Here is a 25,852-nt window from a genome sequence, read left to right on the forward strand (position 1 = left end):
GAAATATTTACGGGTGTAAGTAATTATGATTTTGAAAGAGCGGCAACAACAGCATTACCCATTTCAACGGTAGAAACTTTCTTTGTACCTTCGGTGTAGATATCAGCGGTACGTAAACCTTGAGACAAAACCTGTTGGACTGCTGCCTCAATACGATCCGCTTGGGCAGGCAAACCCAAAGAGTAACGCAACATCATGGCAGCAGAAAGAATCGTTGCCAGTGGATTAGCGATACCCTTGCCCGCGATATCAGGTGCTGAGCCGTGACTTGGCTCGTACAAGCCTTTATTGTTTTTATCTAATGAAGCGGATGGCAGCATACCAATTGAGCCAGTCAACATCGAAGCTTCATCCGAGAGAATGTCGCCAAACAAGTTACCAGTCACCACCACATCAAATGCCTTGGGCGCCTTCACTAATTGCATGGCGGCGTTATCGACATACATATGCGTTAACTCAACATCTGGATAGTCTTTGCCAACACGAATCATGACATCACGCCACAACTGTGAGGTCTCCAAGACATTAGCCTTATCCACGCTACATACCTTTTTACCGCGTTTACGAGCTGCTTCAAAAGCTACACGACCAATACGCTCCACTTCAGGCTCGCTGTAATGCATCATGTCGAAACCTTCGCGCGCACCCTTAAATAGGGGCAATTCAGAGCTACGAATTCCGCGTGGCTGACCAAAGTAGATATCGCCATTCAGTTCGCGAATAATCAATATATCCAGGCCACTAACAATTTCAGACTTCAAGCTTGATGCGGCCGTTAGCTCGTCATAGCAAATAGCAGGTCTAAAATTAGCGAAGAGCTCAAGATGCTTGCGTAAGCCCAAGATGGCTTGTTCTGGACGAAGTTCGCGAGCCAAGGCGTCATATTTCCAGTCGCCCACAGCACCAAACAAAATAGCATCTGCTTTTTTAGCAAGTTCAAGAGTTGCAGGCGGCAATGGATGTCCAGCAATATCATAAGCAGCACCCCCGACAGGCGCTGTCTCCAGATCAAACTGAGGGCCGAGCGTATTTAATACCTTAACGGCTTCAGCAACGATTTCCGGGCCGATACCATCGCCCGGTAGGACTGCAATTTTCATGAAAAGGCCTTTAACTCTATAAAACTACGGCAGTTGTGTAGCAAGCCAAGGCATCTTGAGAATGCGCTCAGCTTCGTAGGCCTTGATTTTATCTGCATGTTGCAGGGTTAAGCCAATATCGTCTAAGCCGTTTAGTAGGCAATGCTTCCTGAATGGCGCCACATCAAAGCTGTAAGCGGTTCCATCAGGGGAGATGACTTGCTGAGCCTCTAGGTCGATTGTGAGCTGATAGCCACTAAAAGCCAGGGTCTCATTGAATAAATGGTCTACCTGCAACTCTGAGAGGGCAATCGGTAAAAGGCCATTTTTGAAGCAATTGTTGTAAAAGATATCCGCAAAACTAGGTGCAATGACCGCTCTGAAGCCATACTGATCTAATGCCCAAGGTGCATGCTCACGGGAGCTGCCGCAGCCAAAGTTCTTACGGGCTAGCAAAATACCGGCATCTTTATAGCGCGGCTGATTTAAAACAAAATCTGGATTAATTGGACGCGTACTGCAGTCTTGACCAGGCTCACCATGATCGAGATAACGCCACTCATCAAACAAATTCTGGCCAAACCCCGTTTTCTTAATGGATTTTAAGAACTGCTTGGGGATGATGGCATCGGTATCTACATTTTCGCGATTAAGCGGAGCTACCAAGCCTTTGTATACCGTAAATTTTTCCATAGTGATTTGTCTGATGTTTTTTGTGAACTTACTTCACCGGGGTCACAACAACATCTTTCCCTTGAGTTTGGGACTGATTGGATGTGTTGGAATTTTTGCTTCCGCCCATAGAGTTACCCATAGTTTGAAGATCTTTACCAACACCTTCCATTGTGTTTGCGCAAGCAGATAGGATGATGCCGATGGCAGCAACTATCGTCAATTTTTTAATCATTGTGAAAGAAGACCATTTAAACACTGTAACTCCTTAAGAAATCTTACGAACATCAACAAAATGACCTTCAATCGCAGCGGCAGCAGCCATCGCTGGGCTCACCAAGTGCGTTCTTCCGCCATTACCTTGACGACCTTCAAAGTTGCGATTTGAAGTGGATGCACAACGTTCACCAGGCTCAAGCCGATCAGCATTCATTGCCAAGCACATAGAGCAACCGGGCTCACGCCACTCAAAGCCAGCTGCTTTAAAAACACGATCCAAACCTTCACGCTCAGCTTGGGCTTTTACCAATCCAGAACCGGGAACAACTAGTGCTAACTTCACATTAGCAGCCACCTTCTTGCCTAGACGATCAACCACCTTAGCGGCAGCACGAATATCTTCGATACGGCTATTAGTGCAAGATCCGATAAATACTTTATCAATAGAGATATTGCCTAATGGTGTATTAGGCACGAGACCCATATATTCAAGCGCACGCTCCATTGCGGAACGCTTATTTCCATCGCGCTCTTTTTCAGGATCTGGAACGCGATCACTGATAGCCAAAACCATTTCTGGCGAAGTCCCCCAAGTCACTTGAGGAGCAATTTCTTCTGCACGCAGTTCAACCACAGCATCAAACTGCGCATCTAAATCAGAATGTAGGGTGCGCCAGTATTGCAAAGCATGACGTAAAGCCTCGCCTTTGGGGGCGTAAGGCCTACCTTGAATATATTCGATCGTGGTTTCATCAACTGCTACCAATCCAGCGCGTGCACCTGCTTCAATTGCCATGTTGCAGATTGTCATACGACCTTCCATGGACAAGCTACGAATTGCTTCACCTGCAAACTCGATGGTGTAGCCAGTTCCGCCTGCTGTACCAATCTTGCCAATGACTGCGAGCACAATATCTTTCGCAGTAGAACCGGGCTGGAGGCGTCCATCCACCCTCACCAACATATTCTTGCTTTTTTTCATCAGCAAAGTTTGGGTAGCTAGTACATGCTCAACTTCAGATGTACCAATGCCAAAAGCTAGTGCGCCAAAGGCACCATGCGTACTAGTATGTGAATCACCACAGACCACAGTCATACCCGGCAAGGTTGCGCCTTGCTCTGGTCCAATGACATGAACAATCCCTTGACGGGTATCGTTCATTTTGTATTGCGTAATACCAAAGGCATCGCAGTTTTGATCTAGCGTATCTACTTGCAACTTGGATATAGGGTCAGAAATCCCCTCAGAGCGATCCGTCGTTGGAACATTGTGATCAGAAACAGCCAAATTGGCAGAGATTCGCCACACTGGACGGCCAGCTAAGTTAAGCCCCTCAAAAGCCTGAGGGCTTGTTACTTCATGCAATAACTGACGATCTATATAAATCGTGGCCGTGCCATCTTCCTCAGAATAGACGACATGGTCATCCCACAATTTGTCGTAAAGCGTGCGTGACATGAATACCCTCGAGAACTTTTTTATTTGCGGACAGAAATATTGGGAACTTTGCGCGAAGTTTCTCCAACGTATAACTGACGTGGACGACCAATCTTGTATTCAGGATCAGTGATCATTTCTTCCCACTGAGCAATCCAGCCAACCGTTCTCGCCAAAGCAAATACACAGGTAAACATTTCAGTTGGGATACCCAAAGCGCGCTGTACGATTCCAGAGTAGAAATCTACGTTTGGATAGAGCTTGCGGCTGACAAAATATTCATCTTCCAATGCAATCTTCTCAAGAGTCATTGCTAGCTTGAATAATGGGTCATTCTCTAGACCCAATTCTTTTAATACTTCATGGCAAGTTTCACGCATCAGTTTTGCACGTGGATCGAAGTTTTTGTATACACGATGACCAAAGCCCATCAAGCGAACACTGGAGTTCTTATCCTTAACTTGAGCAATAAACTCATGAATCTTATCTACACCACCACTAGCCTGTATTTCATTGAGCATCTCTAAGCAAGCTTCGTTTGCTCCACCGTGAGCAGGACCCCAGAGACAAGCAATACCTGCAGAGATAGCAGCAAATGGATTGGTACCAGAGGAGCCACACAAACGCACTGTTGAAGTTGAGGCATTTTGCTCATGGTCAGCATGTAGAGTAAAGATGCGATCCAAAGCGCGTACCAATACTGGATTTACTTTGTACTCTTCGCAGGGTGTTGCAAACATCATGCGCATAAAGTTGGCTGTGTAAGACAAAGAGTTATCTGGATAGATGAATGGCTGCCCTACAGAGTATTTATAAGACATTGCAACCAAGGTTGGCATCTTGGCAATTAGACGAATCTGCGCAATTTCGCGTGCCTTAGGCTGACTGTAATCAATGGCGTCATGGTAAAAAGCTGCCATCGCACCAACTAAGCCAGTTAATACAGACATTGGGTGCGCATCACGACGGAAACCGCGCAAGAAGAATTGCATTTGCTCATGAACCATCGTGTGATGCATGACCAAATTCTCGAAATCTTTTTTCTCGGTAGCATTTGGCAGCTCACCATTAATGAGTAGATAACAAACTTCCAAGAAATCGCAGTTGTGAGCAAGATCTTCAATTGGGTAGCCGCGATAGAGCAACTCACCTTTATCACCATCGATATAGGTAATTTTGCTATTACAAGAGGCTGTTGATAAAAAACCTGAATCGTAAGTGAACTTGCCGGTTTGACCGTACAGTTTACGAATATCAATTACATCAGGACCCACTGTGCCTTTGTATATTGGCAAGTCGATATCTGGTGTGCCGTCCGAAAACGATAATTTTGCCTTGATGTCCGATTCAATCATTTCTAATCCTTAGTCATTCAAATTGATGATTACTACATTATGTGATCACGCATCTAAACTACAACTGCAACACCATGCTGAATTATTTCTGTCTCAGCTTTTGTAAAACTGCCTTAAAAGACTCATCTTGAGACTCTTTTTCCAATCCCACCACAGAATCCTTGCGACCAATCAATAGGTCCATCAAGTCATTGTCTTCTAAAGCTAGTAACTGACTCAATACCTTTCCATCCTCCACGCTCAATTGAGAGCTATAGCGCTCAAAAAAACGCTGCAGAATAAGATCATTTTCAAGTAAACCCCTGCGGGCATCACTCTTTAAACGATATAACTCTGCATTACCGAGGGTCATACTGCCCTACGAACCATTAATTCCTTAATCTTGCCAATTGCCTTGGTAGGATTTAAATGCTTAGGACAAACGTCTACACAGTTCATGATGGTATGACAACGGAACAAGCGGTATGGGTCTTCCAAGTTGTCTAAGCGCTGTGCTGTATCTTCATCTCGGCTATCTGCAATAAAGCGATATGCTTGAAGCAAACCAGCTGGGCCAACAAACTTATCTGGATTCCACCAGAAAGATGGGCATGAGGTTGAACATGAGGCACATAAAATGCATTCATATAAGCCATTCAACTCTTCACGCTCTTCAGGACTCTGGAGACGCTCTTTTTCTGGAAATGGATTGTCATTTACCAAGTAAGGCTTGATGGACAAGTACTGCTTGAAGAACAAAGTCATATCGACGATCAAGTCACGCACGACTGGCAAACCAGGCAATGGACGTAATGTAATGACTTTGGGCAAGGTCAACATATTAGTTAAGCAAGCCAATCCATTCTTACCATTAATGTTCATTGCATCTGAGCCACAAACACCCTCACGACATGAGCGACGATAGGAAATGCTTTCATCTTGCTTCTTTAGAGAAATCAAGGCATCCAACAACATACGCTCGCCAGTTAATTCAAGCTCATAGCGCTCCATACGCGGCGCTGCATCGACATCTGGATCGTAGCGGTAAATTTCAAATATACGAATATCACTCATTTTTAATTTCTCTTCGCTTAGAAAGTACGTTCTTTAGGAGGGAAAGACTCAACAGTCAATGGCTTCAAAATCACCGGCTTGTAATCCAATCGATTACCTTCGCTATACCAAAGTGTGTGCTTCATCCAGTTGTCATCATCACGATGTTGATGATCATCATGTGAATGCGCGCCACGACTTTCAGTACGCGCGGCAGCAGAGATCATGGTTGCATTTGCAGCTTCAATTAAGTTAGCAACTTCTAAGGCTTCGATACGTGCTGTATTAAAAATCTCTGATTTATCTTTCAGCCATAAGTGCTTAGCGCGCTCAGTGAGCTTGGCCATTTGACGAACACCCTCGTCCATCAACTCTTGATTACGGAATACGCCAGCATACTTCTGCATCGTTTTACGAATATCGTTTGCAACGTCTTGCGCATACTCACCAGAAGTCGAGTTATCCAGAGCAGCAATGCGAGCCAAAGTTTGCTCGCCAGCATTTGCAGGCAATGGTTTGAATTCACGCCTCTTAAGATCCATGGCAACAATATGGTTACCCGCTGCACGACCGAATACTAATAAGTCGAGTAATGAGTTCGTGCCCAAACGGTTTGCACCGTGAACCGATACGCAAGAGCACTCACCAATGGCATAGAGACCATTAACGATTTCATTATGTTTGCCATTCGCTGGCACAACAACTTGACCATGAATGTTGGTAGGAATACCACCCATCTGATAGTGGATGGTTGGTACAACTGGAATCGGCTCTTTAGTAACGTCAACGTTAGCAAAATTGATGCCGATTTCATAAACTGAAGGCAAACGCTTCATGATGGTCTCAGCACCAATATGCGTTAAGTCGAGGACCACGTAATCGCCATTCGGGCCACAACCGCGCCCTTCTTTAATTTCCTGATCCATGCAGCGCGATACAAAATCGCGTGGCGCTAAGTCTTTATAGGTAGGTGCATAACGCTCCATAAAGCGTTCGCCATCTTTATTACGCAAGATGCCGCCTTCACCACGACAACCTTCGGTCAACAACACGCCTGCACCGGCTACGCCAGTTGGATGGAATTGCCAGAACTCCATGTCTTCTAATGGAATGCCCGCACGTGCTGCAAGACCCATACCGTCGCCAGTATTAATAAATGCATTTGTCGATGCATCCCAAATACGACCAGCACCGCCTGTAGCCATCATGACTACTTTGGTTTCTAAAATATAAACTTGGCCCGTTTCCATTTCGAGCGCAGTTACCCCAACGACATCACCAGCGTCATCACGAATGAGGTCAAGAGCTAACCACTCAACGAAGAAATTGGTTTTTGCACGAACGTTTCGTTGGTACAAGGTATGCAACATGGCATGACCAGTTCGGTCAGCAGCAGCGCACGCACGCTGAACCGGTTTCTCACCATAATTGGCTGTATGCCCACCAAAGGGACGCTGATAAATCGTGCCGTCTGGATTGCGGTCAAAAGGCATACCGAAGTGTTCAAGTTCATAGACAACTTTTGGAGCTTCGCGACACATAAACTCGATCACATCTTGGTCGCCTAACCAGTCCGAACCTTTGATCGTGTCGTAAAAATGATAGTGCCAGTTGTCTTCACTCATGTTGCCGAGGGAGGCACCAATACCACCCTGGGCAGCAACGGTATGTGAACGTGTTGGGAAAACCTTAGTTAATACCGCAACATTCAAGCCAGCTTCTGCTAACTGCAAAGAAGCACGCATGCCCGAACCACCTGCACCGATAATTACCGCGTCGAAGCGACGGCGTGGTAACACTTTTTTAATCGCGGTCATTGAATTACACTTTCCACAAAATTTGTACGGCATAGGCCGCACAGGCTACGAGATACAAAACAGTTAACACTTGGAGTGTTAGACGAATGCTGACAGGCTTGATGTAATCCATCCAGATATCACGAATGCCAATCCAAGCGTGATAGAACAAGCTGATGAAAAATAACAGTGTCAACAGTTTCATGAACTGGTTACTAAACAAGGCGGCCCAACCTTCATAAGTTGCACTACCAGTGATGCAGTAATCCACTAACAACACGATCGTAAAAACTACCATCACAATGGCCGTGGCTCGCTGAATGATCCACTCTTTGAGGCCGTAATGGGCGCCAACAACTAAGCGCTTGGGTCCAATTTGATAAATAGGCATTCGATTTCCTTAATGAAGAAGTGCTTAATACAAGCCAAAAAGTTTGAGGCCAACAATCGCAGTTAGAGCAAGACCTAAGAAAAACACAAAGATTGCAGAGCGATTGGCATCAGCCTTTTCAACGCCAATTTCCAAATCCAACAATAGGTAGCGGATTCCGGCACAGAAATGGTGCAAAAAGGACCAAATTAATCCAAGAAGGATGATTTTTACAAGCGGATGACCGGTAATTGCCTGAAAGGTTTGATAACTCATCTCAGAAGCCAAGCTTTGATCTAAGAGATAAAGCAAGAACGGCAACATCAAGAACAGTGCTGCCCCACTGATGCGGTGAAGAATAGAAACTTTCCCAGCCCAAGGAAGGCGGTACTTGATTAACTGAGCAAGACCAATGTTACGGTAAACAGGTCTATCTTTTTTTACATTTTGCTGTGCGTCAACCATGGGTAATCTCAATCTTTCGGTGGAGGTTCAGTGTGGTTTTGTTGTGTTGCAACATATTCTATTAGAAACCTAGGGATGGTGGGGACTTTTTAGCGTTTAAAGGGGTTAAAAACTGGTTTTTACTGATTTTGAGTGTACTACCTAGTTCAATTTATTGTCGTAATGCTGCCCATTAGTGTCATATCTTGCGTGCCGAATTTCTACTGGTTTATTCCCGTAGGTGAAAGCCACACGTTCGACAGAAAGTAAGGCGGCGCCTTCGGCAACTTGTAGGTATTTTGCAAGCTCTGGGCTCGCCAGGATGGCCTTGATTTTTTCCTCCGCCCTAACCATATGGGTGGCATATTCACACTCATAAAAGGCATACATTGGGCCAGACCAAGCATTGAGCATCTCCAGATTTAAGCCCTTAAAGCGGGCCTCTGGCAGCCATATTTCTTCAAAAACGATTGGTCGACCTCCAGAGCTTTGTACTCGGTCGATCCGAATAATCGAATCACCTGGCTTTAACTTCAGCAACTGAGCAATATGGGGATCTGACTGGATGTTTTCACAGGCTAAAAACTGGTTTTTCAAGTGTAACTTCTCACCAGAATCAGGCTCTAAACGCAAAAAGCGATATTGGAAGTCTTCCTCTTGGTGGGTTGCCACAAAGGTGCCCTTACCCTGACGACGTATTAGCAAGTTTTGGGCAGCTAATTCATCAATAGCCTTGCGAACAGTCCCTTGGCTCACTGCATATCGCGCTGCAAGCTCCATCTCGCTGGGGATTGCATCACCAGGCAACCATTCGGAGGCCTGCAAACTCGCCAGAATCATGGCTTTAATTTGCTCATAGAGCGGGCTAAATGAGGCAATTGGTTCGGATATAAGGGACAAATTAGCTCCAGGACAACTTATGTTGGATAAAATTGAGACTTATCTCATATCTTATATAAGACATGATTGACAGTGTAAATGGAAAGTCCATACACTTGAATGGATAATAGAAAAAATAGTTAATTAACCTCAACTGGAGTTATTAGTAATGGCAAAAGCCCCAATGCGTGTTGCAGTCACCGGTGCAGCCGGTCAAATCGGATATTCCCTCCTCTTTCGTATCGCCAATGGCGACTTATTGGGCAAAGATCAGCCAGTCATCCTTCAGTTACTAGAGATTCCAGACGAAAAAGCTCAAAAGGCCCTTACTGGCGTCATGATGGAGCTTGAAGACTGTGCTTTCCCATTGTTGGCAGGCATGACAGCTCACTCTGACCCAATGACAGCATTTAAAGATATCGATGTAGCTTTGTTGGTTGGCGCACGTCCACGTGGCCCCGGCATGGAGCGCAAAGATTTGCTCTCAGCCAATGCGCAGATTTTCACAGCGCAAGGCAAGGCATTGAATGCTGTAGCCAAGAAAACAGTCAAAGTATTAGTAGTTGGCAATCCAGCAAATACGAACGCCTATATCGCCATGAAATCAGCACCAGATATTCCTGCGAAGAATTTCACGGCAATGCTCCGCCTAGATCACAACCGCGCGCTCTCACAATTGGCTAGCAAACTGAATAAGCCTGTTGCTGATATCGAGAAATTGGTGGTTTGGGGTAACCATAGCCCGACCATGTACCCAGACTATCGCTTTGCGACCATCAATGGCAAGTCTGTAAAAGACAGCATCAAGGATGCAGCATGGAATAAAGATACATTCATCCCTACTGTAGGTAAACGTGGCGCCGCCATTATTGAAGCGCGTGGCCTGTCTTCTGCAGCATCTGCAGCTAATGCCGCAATTGATCATGTGCGCGATTGGGTTCTCGGTACCAATGGCAAGTGGGTCACCATGGGTATTCCATCTAAAGGCGAGTACGGTATTCCTGCTGAAGTAATCTACGGCTATCCAGTAGTTTGCGAGAATGGCGAATACAAGATGGTTGAAGGTTTAGAAATTGATGAGTTCTCTCGCGAACGCATGAATCACACGCTCAACGAATTGCTTGAAGAGCAAGCTGGCGTTAAGCATCTTCTCTCTTAAGGATTTATACACATGAAGCAAACCCTTCTCATCGCTAGCTTAGTTGTAGCCGCCCTTTTAGGATCCGCCCCAGCTGCTGCTAGCGAAGAAGTATCCACTTGGACTTGTAGCGAAAGTAAGCAATTCAAAACTTCCGGAACAACTGAAACGGTTCGCCTGACTTGGGAATCTAAAACGTTTGACTTGAAGCGCGAAAATTCCCTACCGGGAAGCTTGCGTTATAAAAATGCTACTACCGGACACGATCTTGTCGTACTGGGTAACAAGGCAATGCTGTTCAATATCAAATCCGGAACTCGCCTTGCTGATTTTTGCCAAACAGCAGAAATGAAAACTGGCAAGCTTCCGCACTTGTTTGCGAATTCAGAGCCATTTGTACAGAACTAAAAGCAATGCTTCATAGTAAAAAAGCCGAGACATTCTCGGCTTTTTTCTTTTGTATCTTTCAGTTTTAAAGATGACTGAGTTTGCTTAATGAAACAAGGGTTGCTGAGTCGGTGCATCATCTGGCAACTCAGCATGCACAGCATCACCAGATCGGTCTGGAAAGAGTGGCGCTCCGCAGTCATCACAAAGCTCTGGGTCAAAGAGCATGGCATGACGAAAAACATCTTCGACACCTGCATTACGAAGCGCATCTGCAATTCGCTTCATTGGACTTTCGTCATCTGATAAATCATTCAGTGCATCATTGGCAACACTCTCGCGATCATACAAGGGCCAAATCACTCCGTACACAACTTCAGCAGAGCCTTTTAAACTGAATGAAATTCGATACTCATCAGCCTGGTCCTCACCAAAAGCCCCGACTACGCAGGACAATCCAGCAGGCATCACTCCGAGAGTACTCTCCAGAAAATTCACAGCAGCTCGAATGCTCAGTGGACGCACTTGTTTATCTGCCAATCGACAGTTAGTGAAATACGCTTCTGGTAATAAAAGCTCAAACTCGCAACCCGGTAAGAGTGCGGCAATAGGTTCTTGCATCGCATTTTGCCAACCAATTAAACTCACACCACGCTCTTGACGTGTTGGCACCTCAGCTTGCCAACGGAATAGCGGCATTCCAGAGGGAGCAGCAACGGCGGCGATGATAAAGCGTGGATCAGCTAAAACCGCAATGGTCTCTGACATATCGCGCAACTCTAACTTAACTTCACTAGCGGTGATGGCGGCTGATGCTAAAGCCTCGGTTAGCAAACGCGTTTGACAATGGGAGTGCGGCATTTGATCAATGCTGTAAAGCCAGGGAACAATCGCTAAGCGTGTGTCCGTAGAAGCTATTGAGCCGTGTAATGCAGCGGCACTAGATTCAATCACATTCACCGGTAATGCACCAGAGGGAATCTGATAGCGGGTATGGGCAATAATTGGCAAAGCCAATAGCAGCACATCCCAGCTCTGACCCTCATGCTCCATCACCAAGGATTCAGCCAGTGTCTCAGCACAATCAGCAAGGACCTCGAAAGCTAGCGTATTAATGCGAAATGTTTGATCCAAGGAAGCATCGATCACATTTTGATTCTGACTTTTGAGCAGGCGCATTAAGCGAACATTTAAGCGCTCCTCCCAATATTGGTCTTCAATATGACTACCAGAAGCCGCCAAAGAAATAGCATCTGCTACGAGGCGCTCAACATCTGGAGAAGCGCGTTGCGAGGATTTAGTGCGATGAACAGCCATGGTGCACTCTCCTACTTTCTTTCAGGGCGTCTAAATAACGGTTTTTCCGGCTTAGATTCGGAGGCAACATATTTATAACCATCCAAATTGAAACCCTTCAAATCTACTGGATCGGTGATCCGGTTTTCAACAACATAGCGGGCCATCAATCCCCTAGCTCGCTTGGCATAGAAGGAGATGATTTTGTACTTACCATCCTTACCATCTTGAAATACCGGAGAAATCACAGGGCAATCTAGGTTTTTGGCTTGTAATACCTTGAAATATTCTTCAGAGGCTAAATTGAGAAGCACGGGCTTCTTTTGCTGCTCCAACAGCTTCTTTAGCGAGTCAGTGACACGTTCACCCCAAAAAGCGTATAGATCTTTGCCTCGGGGATTCTTAAAGGCAGTGCCCATCTCGAGGCGGTAAGGCTGCATTAAATCCAGGGGGCGAAGAGCGCCATACAAGCCTGACAAGATACGGACATGATCTTGCGCAAAATCCATGGCTTTAGCATTTAGCGTCTTGACATCAAATCCGTCATAGACGTCGCCATCAAAAGCATAAATAGCCGGCTTGCTGTTGGCATCCGTAAATTTCTTAGACCAATCGCGATAACGGCCCACATTTAATGCGGCCAACTGATCCGAGAGACCCATCAGATCAGCGACCTCCTGAGGCGAGAGCTTCTTTAGATCAGCTATCAACTTGGCTGATTCCGAGACAAACTCTGGCAAGGTTGAAGCCTTGACCTTGACTGGGGTTTTGTAATCTAGGGATTTTGCGGGTGAAAGGACGATCAACATGGCACAATTTGAAGATGAATTTCTACCATTCTAGCGACTACCTCTCTTATTTGCCCTAAACCGCCTGCATGGACCAAAACCTCGCCCTAAGCCCAGACTTTCCAAGTCGCCTACCTAAGGTGGGCACAACTGTGTTTACGATCATGTCAGCCCTCGCTGCAGAGCATCAAGCTATTAACTTAGGGCAAGGTTTTCCGGATTTTCCCTGCGACCGAAAGCTCATATCCGCGGTTCATGCGGCAATGCTGGCTGATCACAATCAATATCCGCCTATGGTGGGGATTACAGAATTACGCCAGGGTGTGTCACAAAAAATATCGACTCTATATGGTCATGAGTACGATTCCGATACAGAGATCACCATTACTGCCGGCGGTACCCAAGGAATCATGACGGCTATTTTGTGCTGTGTGAGCCCTGGCGATGAAGTTGTCATCATTGAACCTGCCTACGATAGCTATCGCCCATCAATTGATCTGGCGGGAGGCAAAACTGTTGCCGTATCGTTGACTGCCAATCGCGATGATCAAGGAATGGTGAGTTCTTATTCAATACCCTGGGACGATCTAACAAAAGCAATCAACACAAAAACGCGACTCGTCATAATCAATACACCACACAATCCAACCGGCATGGTGTGGCAGAAATCTGATCTGGAGCGCCTAGCAAATTTAGTCAGAAATACGAATGCGCTGATCTTAAGCGACGAGGTCTACGAGCACATGGTATTTGATGGCCATCAACATATCAGTATTGCAAGTCACCCTGAATTAGCAGAGCGCAGTTTTCTGATATCGAGTTTTGGCAAAACTTATCATGTCACCGGCTGGAAGATAGGCTATGTAGCGGCGCCTGTAGCGATGATGAAAGAGTTTCGTAAGGTGCACCAGTTCAACGTGTTTACAGTAAATACGCCAATGCAATACGGTCTTGCAGAGTATCTCAAGAGCCCAGATCACTACCTAGGATTACCAGCTTTTTATCAAGCCAAGCGAGATTACTTTAGACAAGGTTTACAGCAAACCAAGTTCCAACTATTGCCAGCGCCAGCAAGCTATTTTCAGTGCGTTAATTACACCAAGCTGGGTATCCCCCAAGCCAAATTCAGTGAAGCAGATTTTTGCTCTTGGCTAACCACCGAGATTGGCGTGGCAGCTATACCGGTCTCTGCTTTTTATGCGCAGCCAGTAGAGTCAGGCGTCATCCGTTTTTGTTTTGCTAAAGAAGAAAAGACGCTTTCAAACGCATTAGAGCGTTTACAAACCCTATAGAAAAGGAATTCATTGTGGCGATAAACAAACCGATTAAAGACTTCATTGATGTTTACAGTTGGCCAACACCAAATGGTCACAAAGTTCACATCATGCTCGAGGAGTGTGGCTATAAGTTAGGTAAAGACTGGTTTGCCCATCCAATTGATATTGGAGCTGGCGATCAGTTTAAGAAAGAATTCTTGGCGGTCAGCCCAAATAACAAGATTCCAGCTATCACCGATCCTAATGGGCCCGACGGCAAGCCTATACATTTATTTGAATCTGGTGCAATCTTGCTATACCTAGCCGCCAAAACGGGAAAGTTTTTACCCAAATCTACCCGGGGCAAATATGAGGTGTTGCAATGGCTCATGTTCCAAATGGGGGGTTTGGGCCCCCTTTTAGGACAAAACCACCATTTTCGAATCTATGCTCCGGAGAAAATTGATTACGCAATTAATCGCTACACCAATGAAGCTAAGCGCTTGTATGGAGTCATAGATCACCAACTGAAAGATAATGCTTACATTGCCGGGAAAACTTACTCCATTGCAGATATTGCTATTTTTCCTTGGACGCGTAATTGGAAGAACCAAGGTATTGATATCAACGAATATCCTCATTTCAAGCGTTGGTTTGAAATGATTGGTGAACGCCCTGCCGTTAAGCGTGGCGTTGAAGTGTTAACTGCATTACGCAAGCCCTTGCACGATGACAAGGCAAGAGAACAATTATTTGGTTCATCACAGTATCAAAAAAGGAACTAGCATGAAGATTCAATCGGTCGGGGTCATTGGGGCGGGTACGATGGGCAATGGTATTGCGCAGGTTTGCGCAGTTGCCGGTCTTGATGTCGTCATGGTTGATATCAGCGATGCTGCCGTTGAGCGCGGCTTAAACCAAATTAGCAAAAGCTTAGATCGCTTGGTAAAAAAAGAAACGCTCACCCATGAAGATAAAGATGCCGCACTCAAACGCATCAAGGGTGGAACCTCCTACTCTGAATTCAAGGGACTTCAACTAGTCATTGAGGCTGCTACTGAGAACCAAGCTATTAAAGAAAAAATCCTAAAGCAGGTTGATGAGATCGTCGGCAAAGAAACCATCATTGCCACCAATACCTCTTCACTCTCCATCACTAAGCTTGCCGCCTTAGATTCGAATCCGGGCCGTTTTATTGGCATGCACTTTTTCAATCCGCCACCGATGATGGCATTAGTTGAGGTGATTCGAGGCTTGCAAACCTCAGACACCACCCACGCGGCCATTATTGAAATGGCGAAACGAATTGGTAAAGAGCCCATCACCGTGAAGAACTCTCCCGGCTTTGTGGTGAACCGTATTTTGCTGCCAATGATTAATGAAGCTTTCTTTGTTCTGCACGAGGGCCTTGCTAGCCCCGAAGATATAGATGCCGGCATGAAATTAGGCTGCAATCAACCGATTGGTCCACTCGCTTTAGCCGACTTAATTGGTCTGGACACATGCTTAGCTGTTATGGAAGTCTATTTTGAGAACTTCAGCGACTCTAAGTATCGCCCTTGCCCACTGCTGCGCGAAATGGTTGCCGCTGGCTACCTCGGTCGCAAGTCCGGACGTGGCGTCTATACCTACGATCAATGATTTTGCAATTCACCATTCACCCTACACCAACCCAAGTAAAGAAGTTTTTGTGAGCCCATTACCCCCTCTAGTTACTAAATTAGCCTATGCTGGCTTAATTCCTTTTGTTGGTCTTGCATTGATGGTGCAGCTCGCGCCAACCCCACTCAATTACCTCAGTGCAGAGTCCTTAGCTGGTTACGGGGCGGTGATTACTGCATTCATGGGTGCATTGCATTGGGGCGCAAATCTACATGCCCTAGGAAAAATACCTCAAGGTGATCGGTGGGGCGATCGCAACGCATGGATCTGGGGAGTGATACCAGCCTTAGTTGCTTGGCTTGCTCTACATATTTACATCCCAGTTGGCCTAGTCATCTTGGCATCAGCATTAGTGATTCAGCGCAATATCGATAAAGAAACTTATCAATATTATTTTTCCAATGAAGAGGCGCTTAATGCATTTATCGCCTTACGAAATCGACTCACATTGGTTTCTGCTGGGTGCTTAATTTGGGCAGCGTTAGTTATTTTATTTGTACAGAATTAAATCAGTACCGATGGGCAACCTATTTGACCAAGCACCTCCGCCACCATTGGCAGAGGTATTACGCCCACAATCCATAGAAGAAGTAATCGGTCAGACACATCTGCTCGCAACTGGCAAACCACTGAGTCTTGCCTTTGGATCTGGCAAGCCACATTCGATGATTCTTTGGGGTCCGCCGGGAGTTGGCAAGACTACCTTAGCAAGACTGTCAGCGAAAGCTTTTGATCGAGAATTTATCGCAATTTCAGCTGTGCTTGCCGGGGTAAAAGAAATTCGGGAGGCTATTGAGCAAGCGCAACGGAGCATGTCTCAATATGGCAGACAGACTATATTGTTTGTAGATGAGATTCATCGATTTAATAAAAGTCAGCAAGATGCCTTGTTGCCACATGTTGAGTCTGGCTTATTTAACTTCATTGGCGCTACAACTGAAAACCCTTCATTTGAGGTGAACTCAGCCCTACTTTCACGCGCACAAGTCTATGTACTGAAATCATTGGATGCTGTGGAGCTTAAGCAGTTATTTGATCGAGCATGTAACTATGCAATGCCTGATATTCCTTTTGAACCAGAGGCAATTGATAGCTTAATTTCTCATGCAGATGGTGATGCAAGGCGATTACTCAATCTAGTAGAGCAAGTGCGTAATGCAGTCTCAACACCAAACTCTCAGATTCGCAGAATAGATCAGCAGTTTATTGAAAATGCCTTAACAGTCCAGGCACGTCGTTTCGATAAAGGCGGAGATCACTTTTACGATCAAATATCTGCTCTACATAAATCGGTGCGCGGCTCCAATCCCGATGCTGCGCTGTATTGGTTTTGTCGAATGATAGATGGCGGTGCAGACCCCCGATATCTTGCACGCAGAATTATTCGCATGGCGTGGGAAGATATTGGACTTGCCGACCCCAGAGCGATGCAACTAGCTAATGATGCTGCTCAAACCTTTGAGCGGCTTGGCTCACCGGAGGGTGAATTAGCGCTAGGTCAAGCCGTTGTTTATTTAGCGATCGCCGCTAAAAGTAATGCAAGTTATCAGGCGTACAACGCAGCAAGGGCTTATGTTGCTAGCGATCAAAGTAAACCTGTACCCAACCATTTACGCAATGCCCCAAGCAAACTCATGAAAGATTTGGGTCACGGCAAAGAATACCGTTATGCACATGATGAACCACATGCCTATGCTGCTGGAGAAACTTACTTACCCGATGGAATGGCTGAGCCTCATTGGTATCAGCCAGTTGATCGGGGCTTAGAAAGCCAGATTGCCGAGAAGATCGCCTTCTTGCGCAAGTTAGATGAGGAGGCTAAATAGAAATGAGCCAAGATCAAGTAAAGCAAAAACGGACTACAGGTACGTTCTACTACGACATCATTTCTCCATTCTCCTATTTTTATATCAAGCAACGCCATCGCCTTGAAAAACGCATCGATATTCAACCCATACCCATATTATTAGGCGGCCTACTCCGCGCGACTGATAATCGCGGACCTGGAGAGGTAGAAGCCAAACGCCCCCATACCTATCAATATTGCGTGTGGCTAGCTGAAAAGTTAGATTTACCCTTTCGCTTTCCAGAGCATCACCCTTTTCTTACCGTTGCAGCACAGCGTTTACTAGTAGAGCAAGATGCTCAATGGGACATGGTTGAGCGCGCGTTTGAATATGTATGGGTAGAAGGTAAAGATCCTAATTTATCTTGGCGTGAGTTTTGCCTATACCTTGGCTTATCAGCAAACACACCAAAACCCGATACCCCAGAAGTCAAAGCCCAGCTCATTCGTAATACAGAGATGGCGAAAGTGGATGGAGCATTTGGTGTGCCTACTCTTGTGATCAATGGGCATGCTTTTTGGGGTGTCGACACCATTGATTGGGTCTTAAATTATCTCGATCGGCCGAATATGTTTGAAGAGGCGGCTTATTCCTATGCCGGTCAAGTACCCTCAGGGCTTTGAGCAATACAATCAGATTTACTCTATTTTCACTCGATTCTTAAGGACACTTAGTATGCGTAAGATCATTGCCTCCCTATTTTTGGTTTCCAGCCTCATTGCTAGTGCTGCAAGCTTTGCTGGCCCTAAAGTGGAATTTAAAACCACCATGGGTAATTTTGTTGTTGAGCTTGATTCAGTAAAGGCACCAAAAACTTCGGCTAACTTTTTGAACTATGTGAATAGCGGTTTTTATAACGGCACAATTTTTCACCGCGTAATAGATGGCTTCATGATTCAGGGTGGTGGATTTACTTCGGACTTGACACAAAAACCAACCAATGCGCCTGTAGTTTCAGAAGCTCAAAATGGCCTTAAGAATCAAACTTACACGATCGCTATGGCGCGCACTTCTGACCCCGATTCAGCAACAGCACAATTCTTCATCAATGTGAAAGATAATGAGGGCTTGAATTACCCTAATGCTATGGGTAATGGCTATACCGTTTTCGGTACAGTGATTTCAGGCACTCAAACAATCGATGCCATTCGTAAAATCCCAACCATGGTGGCATCATCGCCAAGAATGGGTCGCATGTCAGACGTACCTAGCAAGACCGTCACGATTGAGTCGGCTACTGTTTTAAAGTAATTTCCACCAGATTATTAGAGCGCTAACGGTAGATAGCATGATCCTACTCGACGATGCCCAGAGCACTAGAGCAAAGCCGAGCAGTCGCCTGTATGAGCAAGCGCTCCAGTACTGGACGATCTATCCTCAGTCATGCCATACGCAGACAATTGCGGCAATAGATCAATGCCTGCAGGATATTAATAAAGCTTTGGCTCAGGGAGAGCATGTTGTCGCTGCGTTTGCTTATGAACTCGGTCTATACATTCACAATATAGATGCACTAGCTCAACGTGAAAGTAAAGAGCATCCATTAATCCAGGCATGGTCTTTTAAATCCTACGAAAGATTTAGCAAGGCAGATATTGATCATTACATCGCAAAAAAGATAGCAACTCTAGAACCCGAGGCTCAAGCTGCAGGCGTAGCTAATCTTCATTTTTCTGTTGACCAAGAGGGGTTTACCTCTGACATTCAGACTATTCAAGAGTACATTCGCAATGGCGACACTTATCAAATTAATCATACCTTTCGGATTACGGGTGAAGTCTATGGTGACCCACTCTCTCTGTACGCACGATTAAGGGAGCGACAGCCGGGAAGATTTGGTGCATTTATTGCACAAGACTCAAACTTTATCCTGTCCCAATCGCCCGAATTATTTATTCAAAGGCAAGGCAATACTTTGAAAGCCATGCCGATGAAAGGCACTGCCAGTGCGTTAAACGATACGGCCGAGCATTTATCGGCGGATACAAAGAATCAAGCAGAGAATGTCATGATCGTCGATTTATTACGCAACGATCTGAGTCGACTTGCCTTACCAGGAACAGTCATCGTTCCCAAGCTATTTGAGGTGACTCAGTACGGCGATGTCCTGCAAATGACATCTACCGTTCAAGCTGAAATAAAGCCTGAGATGAAATTAGGAGACGTGCTCAATGCGGTATTCCCCTGTGGATCTGTGACGGGTGCCCCCAAAAAACGCAGCATGGAGATCATCCAAGAATTAGAACCTCAAGATCGAGCCTACTATTGTGGTGCCCTGGGCTGGATTGACCCTAGTGGTGACTTTGCGTTTAGCGTTCCCATTCGCACACTTGAAATTCATCAGGATGCAAAAACACATGCCTTACCCTTTTCTTTAGGCATTGGTGCCGGTATTACGATTGACTCAGAGCCTGAGCAGGAGTGGGAAGAATGTCAAATTAAAGCTGCATTCTTAAGCAAGCTACCAAGTAGCCTAGGATTATTTGAAACTATCTTAGTTCGAAAAGGTCAGGCTCAGCATGTTCAGCTTCATCTAGCACGCATAGTCAATTCCGCATTAGCGCTTGGCATTCCCTGCTCAGTGCCGGACATCATGAAAGTTATTGAGATTGGGTGTAAAAACTGCTCAATAGATACTGAGTATCGATTGCGCTTGGATCTCGATCATCTAGGGATTGCGACTTATCAAATAGCGCCCATCAGCCCACTAGAAGGATCCGTAAAAATCTTTTGGGCAAGGGATATTTTGCCCGATTCAAAGATGACCACACTTCACTCCGGCAATATTTTATTGAGACATAAGGTGAGCACTCGAAATCTCTATGACCAAGCCTGGAGATTGGCAGAGGGCCTTAGTGGCTTTGATGCCATTTTTACGAATGAGCAAGGGTATGTCACTGAGGGTGGAAGAAGCAGTATTTTTGTAAAATTTGGAGATAGCTGGCTGACACCGCCCGTCTCAGCAGGTCTGTTGCCAGGGGTGATGAGATCCATCATATTGAGTGATCCCCAATGGAATGCCCATGAGGTCAACCTGACTATTGATGATATTCAGAATGCAAAAGAGATTATGCTTAGCAATGCTTTACGCGGCCTCATCCCCGCCCATTTCTAGAAAGTCCGCATGAAGTTTTGCTCGCACTGTGCAGCACCCATCAGCATCAAGATTCCCGTGGATGATTCACGGGAACGTCATGTATGCGACTCTTGCGGAAGCATTCATTATTTCAATCCACGTAACGTAGTTGGCAGCATCCCTGTCTTTGGCAATCAAGTTTTATTGTGCCGTCGCGCTATAGAACCTCGCCATGGTTACTGGACTTTACCTGCTGGATTCATGGAGCTTGGTGAAAGTACTAGCACTGGGGCAGCACGTGAAACACAGGAAGAGGCCGGCGCTATTGTTCAAATCGGTCCACTCTACTCTCTTCTCAATGTGCCACATGCAGAACAGGTACATCTTTTTTATCTAGCCTCGATGAATTCTCCAAACTTTCAAGCGGGAGAAGAAAGTCTAGAGGTTGCGCTATTTGATGAGCAGGATATTCCGTGGGAGGAAATTGCCTTTCCAACCGTGAAGCAAACTCTTGAGTGGTTCTTTGCTGATCGTGCTGCCGGTGTATTTGAGTCTGGTAATGAATTTAGTGTTCGTAGCAGAGACATTCTGCCAACTGAAAAAATTTAAATACCACAAGCGCATGAGCAACATCAGCTGGCTAGGTTCTCAGGATGCATTTCCTAATCCAATTCATGATTCAGATCCTGATCCGAGCGTCCCCGGCTTAATTGCAGTGAGTGAACGAATATATCCAGGGCAGTTGGCTCGCGCATATCAAATGGGTATCTTTCCCTGGTACTCCGATAATCAACCAGTGTTATGGTGGTCACCCAATCCGCGGATGGTATTAAAGCCTGATCACTTTAAATGTCATGACTCACTTAAAAAATCGATTCGACATTTTTTATCCGACCCTCGCAAAGAAATCTGGGTTGATGAAGACTTTAGTGCCGTTGTCCGCTCCTGTGCAACTGCGAACCGCAAGGATCAGGATGGCACTTGGATTACCCATGAAATCATGGATGCATACACAAATCTTCATGAAGAGGGTCACGCTCACAGTATTGCAATCATGGAGGATAGACGTCTAGTAGGTGGGCTCTATTGCGTCTCATTTGGCGGGATGGTTTTTGGTGAGTCGATGTTTAGCCATCAGACAGATGCCTCTAAAATTGCCTTGGCTGCTCTTACTAGCTGGTGCGAGCAAAACCAAGTGGCAATGATCGATTGCCAGCAAGAGACATCTCACCTCAATTCCTTAGGGGCCGCACCGATTTCTCGCGATGAATTTTTAGCACATCTGCAAGTTGCTTTAAATCAAACTAATATAGAGATTCCTTGGAAATTTGATAAACAGATTCTTCGTCACTGGCTATGACTCAACTAAAAGAGCTTCCTCTTACTGAATTGCAGTTTTATGCAACTGCTCCTTATCCCTGCAGCTATCTACCAGGCAAGACTGCACGCTCGCAAGTAGCAACTCCCTCACATTTAATACACGCTGATTTATATGGTGAATTGGTGAATGCAGGATTTCGTCGCAGCGGTTTATATACTTATCGACCTTATTGTGATGAATGTCATGCTTGTACTGCTACTCGTATTCCAGTGAAGCATTTCTCACCGAATCGCAGTCAAAAACGCAGCTGGAAAAAACATGCAGGACTAGATGTTCGCGTTCTCAATTTAGGCTACCAAGAAGAACACTATCAACTCTATCAACACTATCAACATGAGCGTCATGCTGGTGGGGACTCAGATCAAGACGATCAAGACCAGTACATGCAGTTTTTATTGCAAAGCCGCGTGAACTCCAGAATTGTTGAATTTCGGGATGGTCCACACGATTCACATCCCGGACGTCTGCGTATGGTCAGCATGATTGATATCCTAGATCAAGGAATCTCTTCGGTTTACACCTTCTTTGATACCAGCAATGTCTCTGCAAGCTATGGAAGCTATAGTATCTTGTGGCAAATTCAGCAGGCCTTAGAGTTGGATCTTCCTTACCTTTACCTTGGTTACTACATTGAGCAGAGCGAAAAAATGTCCTATAAGGCGAAGTTTCAGCCTATTGAGGGCTTGATCGATGATCACTGGCAACCCATCATTGGGCCATAATATCCATTCATGATTGATAGCTACCCTCTTCTGCGCCCCTGGCTTTTTTCCTTAGATCCAGAGCAAGCCCACAACATTACCCTAAGCAATCTAGATCGCGCTCAGCGCTGGGGTTTATTGCGCCTCTTAAGTGATCAACCTGCGTCAGATCCGCGCAAGTTATGCGGCATTACCTTTCCAAACCCAGTTGGTCTTGCTGCTGGTCTGGATAAAGATGGCAAACATATTGATGCGCTTGGCACCTTAGGGTTTGGGTTTTTAGAAATCGGCACCGTTACCCCAAAACCGCAATCCGGCAATCCAAAGCCTCGAATGTTTCGTTTGCCACAAGCCCAGGCCATCATTAATCGCATGGGCTTTAATAATGATGGTGTTGATGCATGCGTAAGGCGGGTTCGTAATTCTACTTATTGGCAGAATGGCGGCATTGTTGGCTTAAATATCGGCAAGAATGCGAGTACCCCAATTGAGAATGCTGCAAGCGATTACGTCACGGCCATGGAAGCGGTCTATGAGGTGGCCTCTTACATTACGGTCAATATCTCATCGCCAAATACACAGAATTTACGCGCTCTCCAAGGTGAAGATATGCTACGCTCTTTGCTGCAATCACTGCACATTGCACGCGAAGCTTTGAGTGACCGATTTGGCGTACGCAAACCCCTCTTTTTAAAAATTGCACCCGACCTTGAGCAAAACGATCTCAAATTCATCGCTGATCTCTTGATGGAATTTGGGATTGATGCAATCATCGCGACCAATACAACCATTGCCCGTGATGCTGTTCAAGGTCTTGAATTTGGTCAAGAAGCTGGCGGCCTCTCTGGCGCACCAGTTCGTGATGCCTCCACAGAGGTGATTAGGAGTCTTAAAGGATATCTAGGTGATGCCATTCCGATTGTTGGCGTTGGCGGCATTATGTCCGGCAAAGATGCGCAAGAGAAGATGGCTGCTGGTGCTAGTTTGGTACAAATTTATAGCGGCTTGATCTATCGCGGTCCGAAACTCATTTCTGAGTGTGCCGCTGCCCTGAGGGCTAATTAAGAGTCAATAATCGCTTTTTTAGAGTCGTAGTGGTATTTCATATTGTGCAATTTGAGCAAAAATCGCTACAATTGCCAGTATGGCATTAAATAAATCTGAAAAAGTTACAAAATCACCGGGTGAAGCTGGCAAAACAGCGATCCAGGTGGTTGAACGCATGATGAACCTGCTCGATGCCCTTGCATCCCATGAAGAGTCCAGCAGCCTTAAAAACCTTGCAGAAGAAACGCATTTACACCCCTCCACAGCTCACCGCATTCTCAATGACTTAGTAGCCTGCCGCTTGGTGGAGCGTGGCGATGGTGGCACATATCGCCTTGGACTGAAGTTGCTTGAGCTGGGCAACCTCGTCAAAGCCCGTTTATCGGTCCGTGAGGCAGCACAAGGGCCGATGCGAGCATTACATAAACTTACCGGTGAAACCATCAACCTTTCAGTTCGCCAAGGTGATGAGATTGTCTATATTGATCGCGCTTATAGCGAACGATCTGGCATGCAAGTAGTTCGCGCCATTGGTGGTCGTGCACCGCTCCACCTGACATCTGTTGGCAAACTATTCCTAGCAAGCGATGACCCAAACCAAGTTCGCGCTTATGTAACACGCACTGGTTTAGCTGGTCACACCAGAAATAGTATTACTGAATTAGGAAAATTAGATGCGGAACTCAACCAGGTTCGCAAGCTAGGTCATGCACGCGACAATGAGGAGCTAGAGTTAGGCGTTAGTTGCGTGGCAGCTGAAATTTATGATGACAGCGGTAAGTTGGTGGCAGGACTCTCATTGAGCTCGCCTACTGATCGTATTCAGGCAGACTGGCTCAAACTTTTACAGGATACCGCCCTACAAATTTCTAAGGGCATGGGCTACAAACCCAAGATCAGCGACCCTCATTCGTAAGATTTGATTTATTTTACGTATGTAGCTCTTACATCAAGCGACGAATTGCCTGAGGTTCACCCAATGGCATGCGCTCATACCAATCGCGGACTCTCACTGCATCAGCAAAACGCGATTGCGTTCCAACAGAATCTAAGAAAACCAGCAGTAAGGGTGTGTTGTTTATACGAGCCTGCATCACTAAGCACTTGCCTGCTGCGTTAATAAATCCTGTTTTTTGTAAGCCGATATTCATATCACCTGAACGTACCAAGCGATTAGTGTTTAAGAACTTCTGTGGTCGCTTGGCAATCACCATAGTCAAATCAGGCCAAGTAGAAAAATCACGAATCATTTTGTATTGATAGGCGGCGCTCAACATACGTGCGAGGTCTTCTGCGGACGCAACGTTTTCACTCCTGAGGCCAGTCGGATCGGCAAAATAAGAATGTGTCATGCCTATCTCTTTTGCCTTGCGGTTCATGGCATCAATAAATGCAGAAATACCGCCTGGATAATTTCGGCCAAGTGTGTAGGCTGCTCGATTCTCAGAGGACATGAGCGACAACAACAAAGCCTCTTCTCGCGTCAACACTGTTCCCCCAGCAAGGCGGGACGAGCGATATATATTGACGTCATCCGCATTAATGACCATGGTTTCATCTAGGGGTAATTTAGAATCAAGGACGACCATTGCCGTCATCAACTTGGTAATAGAAGCAATCGGCAAACTGACCGAGGAGTTCTTTTCAAAATACACTTCCTTGGTATCTTGATTAACAACCATGGCTACGCTGGACTGCAAACTTAAATCGTCGTGCTGACCACGCAAACCAAGTGCTGTTGCAAATGAGGGTCTTGCTGGGACAACGGACTCACCTGGACGAGTAACAGTAGTCCTGACTGTTTTTGGCTTTTTAGTTGACTTAACAACCTTTTTAGACTCAGATTTTGCAGGCGCCTTTCCTGCTGCTTTGGTGGACTTTGCAGTTTTCGAATCTGAATTGTTCGCCATTACTGGAGAGGAGCTAGCAGCTCCAAACGAGATTAGGCAAACGAGGGCGACGAGCCAAAAACGATTCAAATACATCCCA

General features: G+C 45.8%; 29 protein-coding genes. 15 read left to right on the forward strand and 14 right to left on the reverse strand.

What is annotated here, in order from left to right:
- Nucleotides 1-23: 23 nt before the first annotated feature.
- The 11 genes from leuB to ICN27_RS05640 all read right to left on the reverse strand — a co-directional run bounded on the left by leuB (nt 24) and on the right by ICN27_RS05640 (nt 9,305).
- Nucleotides 24-1,100 carry a 3-isopropylmalate dehydrogenase gene (gene leuB / locus ICN27_RS05590; protein WP_216269317.1) on the reverse strand — a complete coding sequence of 359 codons (1,077 nt, stop codon included), beginning with the start codon at nt 1,098-1,100 and terminating at the stop codon, nt 24-26.
- Nucleotides 1,101-1,124: 24 nt separating this feature from the next.
- Nucleotides 1,125-1,772 (reverse strand): 3-isopropylmalate dehydratase small subunit, encoded by a 648-nt coding sequence (leuD, locus tag ICN27_RS05595; RefSeq protein ID WP_215307256.1) that lies wholly within the window; start codon nt 1,770-1,772, stop codon nt 1,125-1,127.
- Nucleotides 1,773-1,800: 28 nt separating this feature from the next.
- Nucleotides 1,801-1,986 (reverse strand): hypothetical protein, encoded by a 186-nt coding sequence (locus tag ICN27_RS05600; protein ID WP_215307258.1) that lies wholly within the window; start codon nt 1,984-1,986, stop codon nt 1,801-1,803.
- A gap of 33 nt (nt 1,987-2,019) precedes the next feature.
- Entirely contained in the window at nt 2,020-3,429 is a 1,410-nt protein-coding gene (gene leuC / locus ICN27_RS05605; RefSeq protein WP_215307260.1) for a 3-isopropylmalate dehydratase large subunit, read from the reverse strand.
- Between the two features lie 20 nt (nt 3,430-3,449).
- Nucleotides 3,450-4,763, reverse strand: coding sequence for a citrate synthase (gene gltA / locus ICN27_RS05610; RefSeq protein ID WP_215307262.1), 1,314 nt, complete (start codon nt 4,761-4,763; stop codon nt 3,450-3,452).
- An 82-nt stretch (nt 4,764-4,845) separates the two neighbouring features.
- Nucleotides 4,846-5,115, reverse strand: coding sequence for a succinate dehydrogenase assembly factor 2 (locus ICN27_RS05615; protein ID WP_216269318.1), 270 nt, complete (start codon nt 5,113-5,115; stop codon nt 4,846-4,848).
- Complete coding sequence (locus ICN27_RS05620; RefSeq protein ID WP_216269319.1) at nt 5,112-5,816, reverse strand: succinate dehydrogenase iron-sulfur subunit; 705 nt, start codon at nt 5,814-5,816, stop codon at nt 5,112-5,114. The genes ICN27_RS05615 and ICN27_RS05620 overlap by 4 nt, the downstream gene beginning before the upstream one ends.
- 17 nt (nt 5,817-5,833) lie before the next feature.
- Entirely contained in the window at nt 5,834-7,612 is a 1,779-nt protein-coding gene (gene sdhA, locus ICN27_RS05625; RefSeq protein ID WP_216269320.1) for a succinate dehydrogenase flavoprotein subunit, read from the reverse strand.
- 4 nt (nt 7,613-7,616) lie between these two features.
- Nucleotides 7,617-7,982, reverse strand: coding sequence for a succinate dehydrogenase, hydrophobic membrane anchor protein (sdhD, locus tag ICN27_RS05630; protein WP_215304178.1), 366 nt, complete (start codon nt 7,980-7,982; stop codon nt 7,617-7,619).
- A gap of 24 nt (nt 7,983-8,006) precedes the next feature.
- Nucleotides 8,007-8,426: a succinate dehydrogenase, cytochrome b556 subunit gene (gene sdhC / locus ICN27_RS05635; RefSeq protein ID WP_215307270.1), complete on the reverse strand. Its 420-nt coding sequence runs from the start codon at nt 8,424-8,426 to the stop codon at nt 8,007-8,009.
- 141 nt (nt 8,427-8,567) lie between these two features.
- Entirely contained in the window at nt 8,568-9,305 is a 738-nt protein-coding gene (locus tag ICN27_RS05640; protein WP_216269321.1) for a GntR family transcriptional regulator, read from the reverse strand.
- Nucleotides 9,306-9,453: 148 nt separating this feature from the next.
- On the opposite strand from ICN27_RS05640, the gene ICN27_RS05645 reads away from it, so the two are divergent.
- On the forward strand, nt 9,454-10,443 hold the full coding sequence (locus ICN27_RS05645) for a malate dehydrogenase (RefSeq protein ID WP_216269322.1): 990 nt from the start codon (nt 9,454-9,456) through the stop codon (nt 10,441-10,443).
- A gap of 12 nt (nt 10,444-10,455) precedes the next feature.
- The gene (locus ICN27_RS05650) at nt 10,456-10,830 is read left to right on the forward strand and encodes a hypothetical protein (RefSeq protein ID WP_215307276.1); all 375 of its coding nucleotides are present in this window, start codon (nt 10,456-10,458) and stop codon (nt 10,828-10,830) included.
- 84 nt (nt 10,831-10,914) lie between these two features.
- On the opposite strand, the gene ICN27_RS05655 is transcribed toward ICN27_RS05650, so the two are convergent.
- Nucleotides 10,915-12,126, reverse strand: coding sequence for a DUF2863 family protein (locus tag ICN27_RS05655; protein ID WP_216269323.1), 1,212 nt, complete (start codon nt 12,124-12,126; stop codon nt 10,915-10,917).
- A gap of 11 nt (nt 12,127-12,137) precedes the next feature.
- Entirely contained in the window at nt 12,138-12,914 is a 777-nt protein-coding gene (gene yaaA / locus ICN27_RS05660) for a peroxide stress protein YaaA (RefSeq protein ID WP_216269324.1), read from the reverse strand.
- 68 nt (nt 12,915-12,982) lie between these two features.
- On the opposite strand from yaaA, the gene ICN27_RS05665 reads away from it, so the two are divergent.
- The 13 genes from ICN27_RS05665 to ICN27_RS05725 all read left to right on the forward strand — a co-directional run bounded on the left by ICN27_RS05665 (nt 12,983) and on the right by ICN27_RS05725 (nt 24,779).
- Complete coding sequence (locus ICN27_RS05665) at nt 12,983-14,185, forward strand: methionine aminotransferase (RefSeq protein WP_216269325.1); 1,203 nt, start codon at nt 12,983-12,985, stop codon at nt 14,183-14,185.
- A gap of 20 nt (nt 14,186-14,205) precedes the next feature.
- The gene (locus tag ICN27_RS05670; protein ID WP_216269700.1) at nt 14,206-14,934 is read left to right on the forward strand and encodes a glutathione binding-like protein; all 729 of its coding nucleotides are present in this window, start codon (nt 14,206-14,208) and stop codon (nt 14,932-14,934) included.
- A 1-nt stretch (nt 14,935) separates the two neighbouring features.
- The gene (locus ICN27_RS05675; protein WP_215307284.1) at nt 14,936-15,790 is read left to right on the forward strand and encodes a 3-hydroxybutyryl-CoA dehydrogenase; all 855 of its coding nucleotides are present in this window, start codon (nt 14,936-14,938) and stop codon (nt 15,788-15,790) included.
- A gap of 49 nt (nt 15,791-15,839) precedes the next feature.
- Entirely contained in the window at nt 15,840-16,319 is a 480-nt protein-coding gene (locus ICN27_RS05680) for a DUF3429 family protein (protein WP_216269326.1), read from the forward strand.
- A gap of 10 nt (nt 16,320-16,329) precedes the next feature.
- Entirely contained in the window at nt 16,330-17,637 is a 1,308-nt protein-coding gene (locus tag ICN27_RS05685) for a replication-associated recombination protein A (RefSeq protein ID WP_216269327.1), read from the forward strand.
- A 2-nt stretch (nt 17,638-17,639) separates the two neighbouring features.
- On the forward strand, nt 17,640-18,281 hold the full coding sequence (locus ICN27_RS05690; RefSeq protein ID WP_216269328.1) for a 2-hydroxychromene-2-carboxylate isomerase: 642 nt from the start codon (nt 17,640-17,642) through the stop codon (nt 18,279-18,281).
- A 52-nt stretch (nt 18,282-18,333) separates the two neighbouring features.
- Nucleotides 18,334-18,909 carry a peptidylprolyl isomerase gene (locus ICN27_RS05695; protein ID WP_216269329.1) on the forward strand — a complete coding sequence of 192 codons (576 nt, stop codon included), beginning with the start codon at nt 18,334-18,336 and terminating at the stop codon, nt 18,907-18,909.
- Between the two features lie 37 nt (nt 18,910-18,946).
- On the forward strand, nt 18,947-20,773 hold the full coding sequence (locus tag ICN27_RS05700; protein ID WP_216269330.1) for a chorismate-binding protein: 1,827 nt from the start codon (nt 18,947-18,949) through the stop codon (nt 20,771-20,773).
- Nucleotides 20,774-20,782: 9 nt separating this feature from the next.
- Complete coding sequence (locus ICN27_RS05705) at nt 20,783-21,343, forward strand: NUDIX hydrolase (protein WP_215307294.1); 561 nt, start codon at nt 20,783-20,785, stop codon at nt 21,341-21,343.
- Nucleotides 21,344-21,356: 13 nt separating this feature from the next.
- Nucleotides 21,357-22,094 (forward strand): leucyl/phenylalanyl-tRNA--protein transferase, encoded by a 738-nt coding sequence (aat, locus tag ICN27_RS05710; protein WP_216269331.1) that lies wholly within the window; start codon nt 21,357-21,359, stop codon nt 22,092-22,094.
- Entirely contained in the window at nt 22,091-22,837 is a 747-nt protein-coding gene (locus ICN27_RS05715; RefSeq protein WP_216269332.1) for an arginyltransferase, read from the forward strand. Before aat ends, ICN27_RS05715 begins: the two co-directional genes overlap by 4 nt.
- 9 nt (nt 22,838-22,846) lie before the next feature.
- Nucleotides 22,847-23,881 carry a quinone-dependent dihydroorotate dehydrogenase gene (locus tag ICN27_RS05720; protein ID WP_216269333.1) on the forward strand — a complete coding sequence of 345 codons (1,035 nt, stop codon included), beginning with the start codon at nt 22,847-22,849 and terminating at the stop codon, nt 23,879-23,881.
- A gap of 79 nt (nt 23,882-23,960) precedes the next feature.
- Entirely contained in the window at nt 23,961-24,779 is an 819-nt protein-coding gene (locus ICN27_RS05725; protein WP_216269334.1) for an IclR family transcriptional regulator, read from the forward strand.
- A 28-nt stretch (nt 24,780-24,807) separates the two neighbouring features.
- Here the strand turns inward: ICN27_RS05725 and ICN27_RS05730 are convergent, their stop codons facing one another.
- Entirely contained in the window at nt 24,808-25,848 is a 1,041-nt protein-coding gene (locus ICN27_RS05730; protein WP_215307303.1) for a serine hydrolase, read from the reverse strand.
- Nucleotides 25,849-25,852: the final 4 nt, after the last annotated feature.

It is taken from the genome of Polynucleobacter sp. Nonnen-W13, assembly GCF_018881735.1.
Taxonomy (GTDB): domain Bacteria; phylum Pseudomonadota; class Gammaproteobacteria; order Burkholderiales; family Burkholderiaceae; genus Polynucleobacter.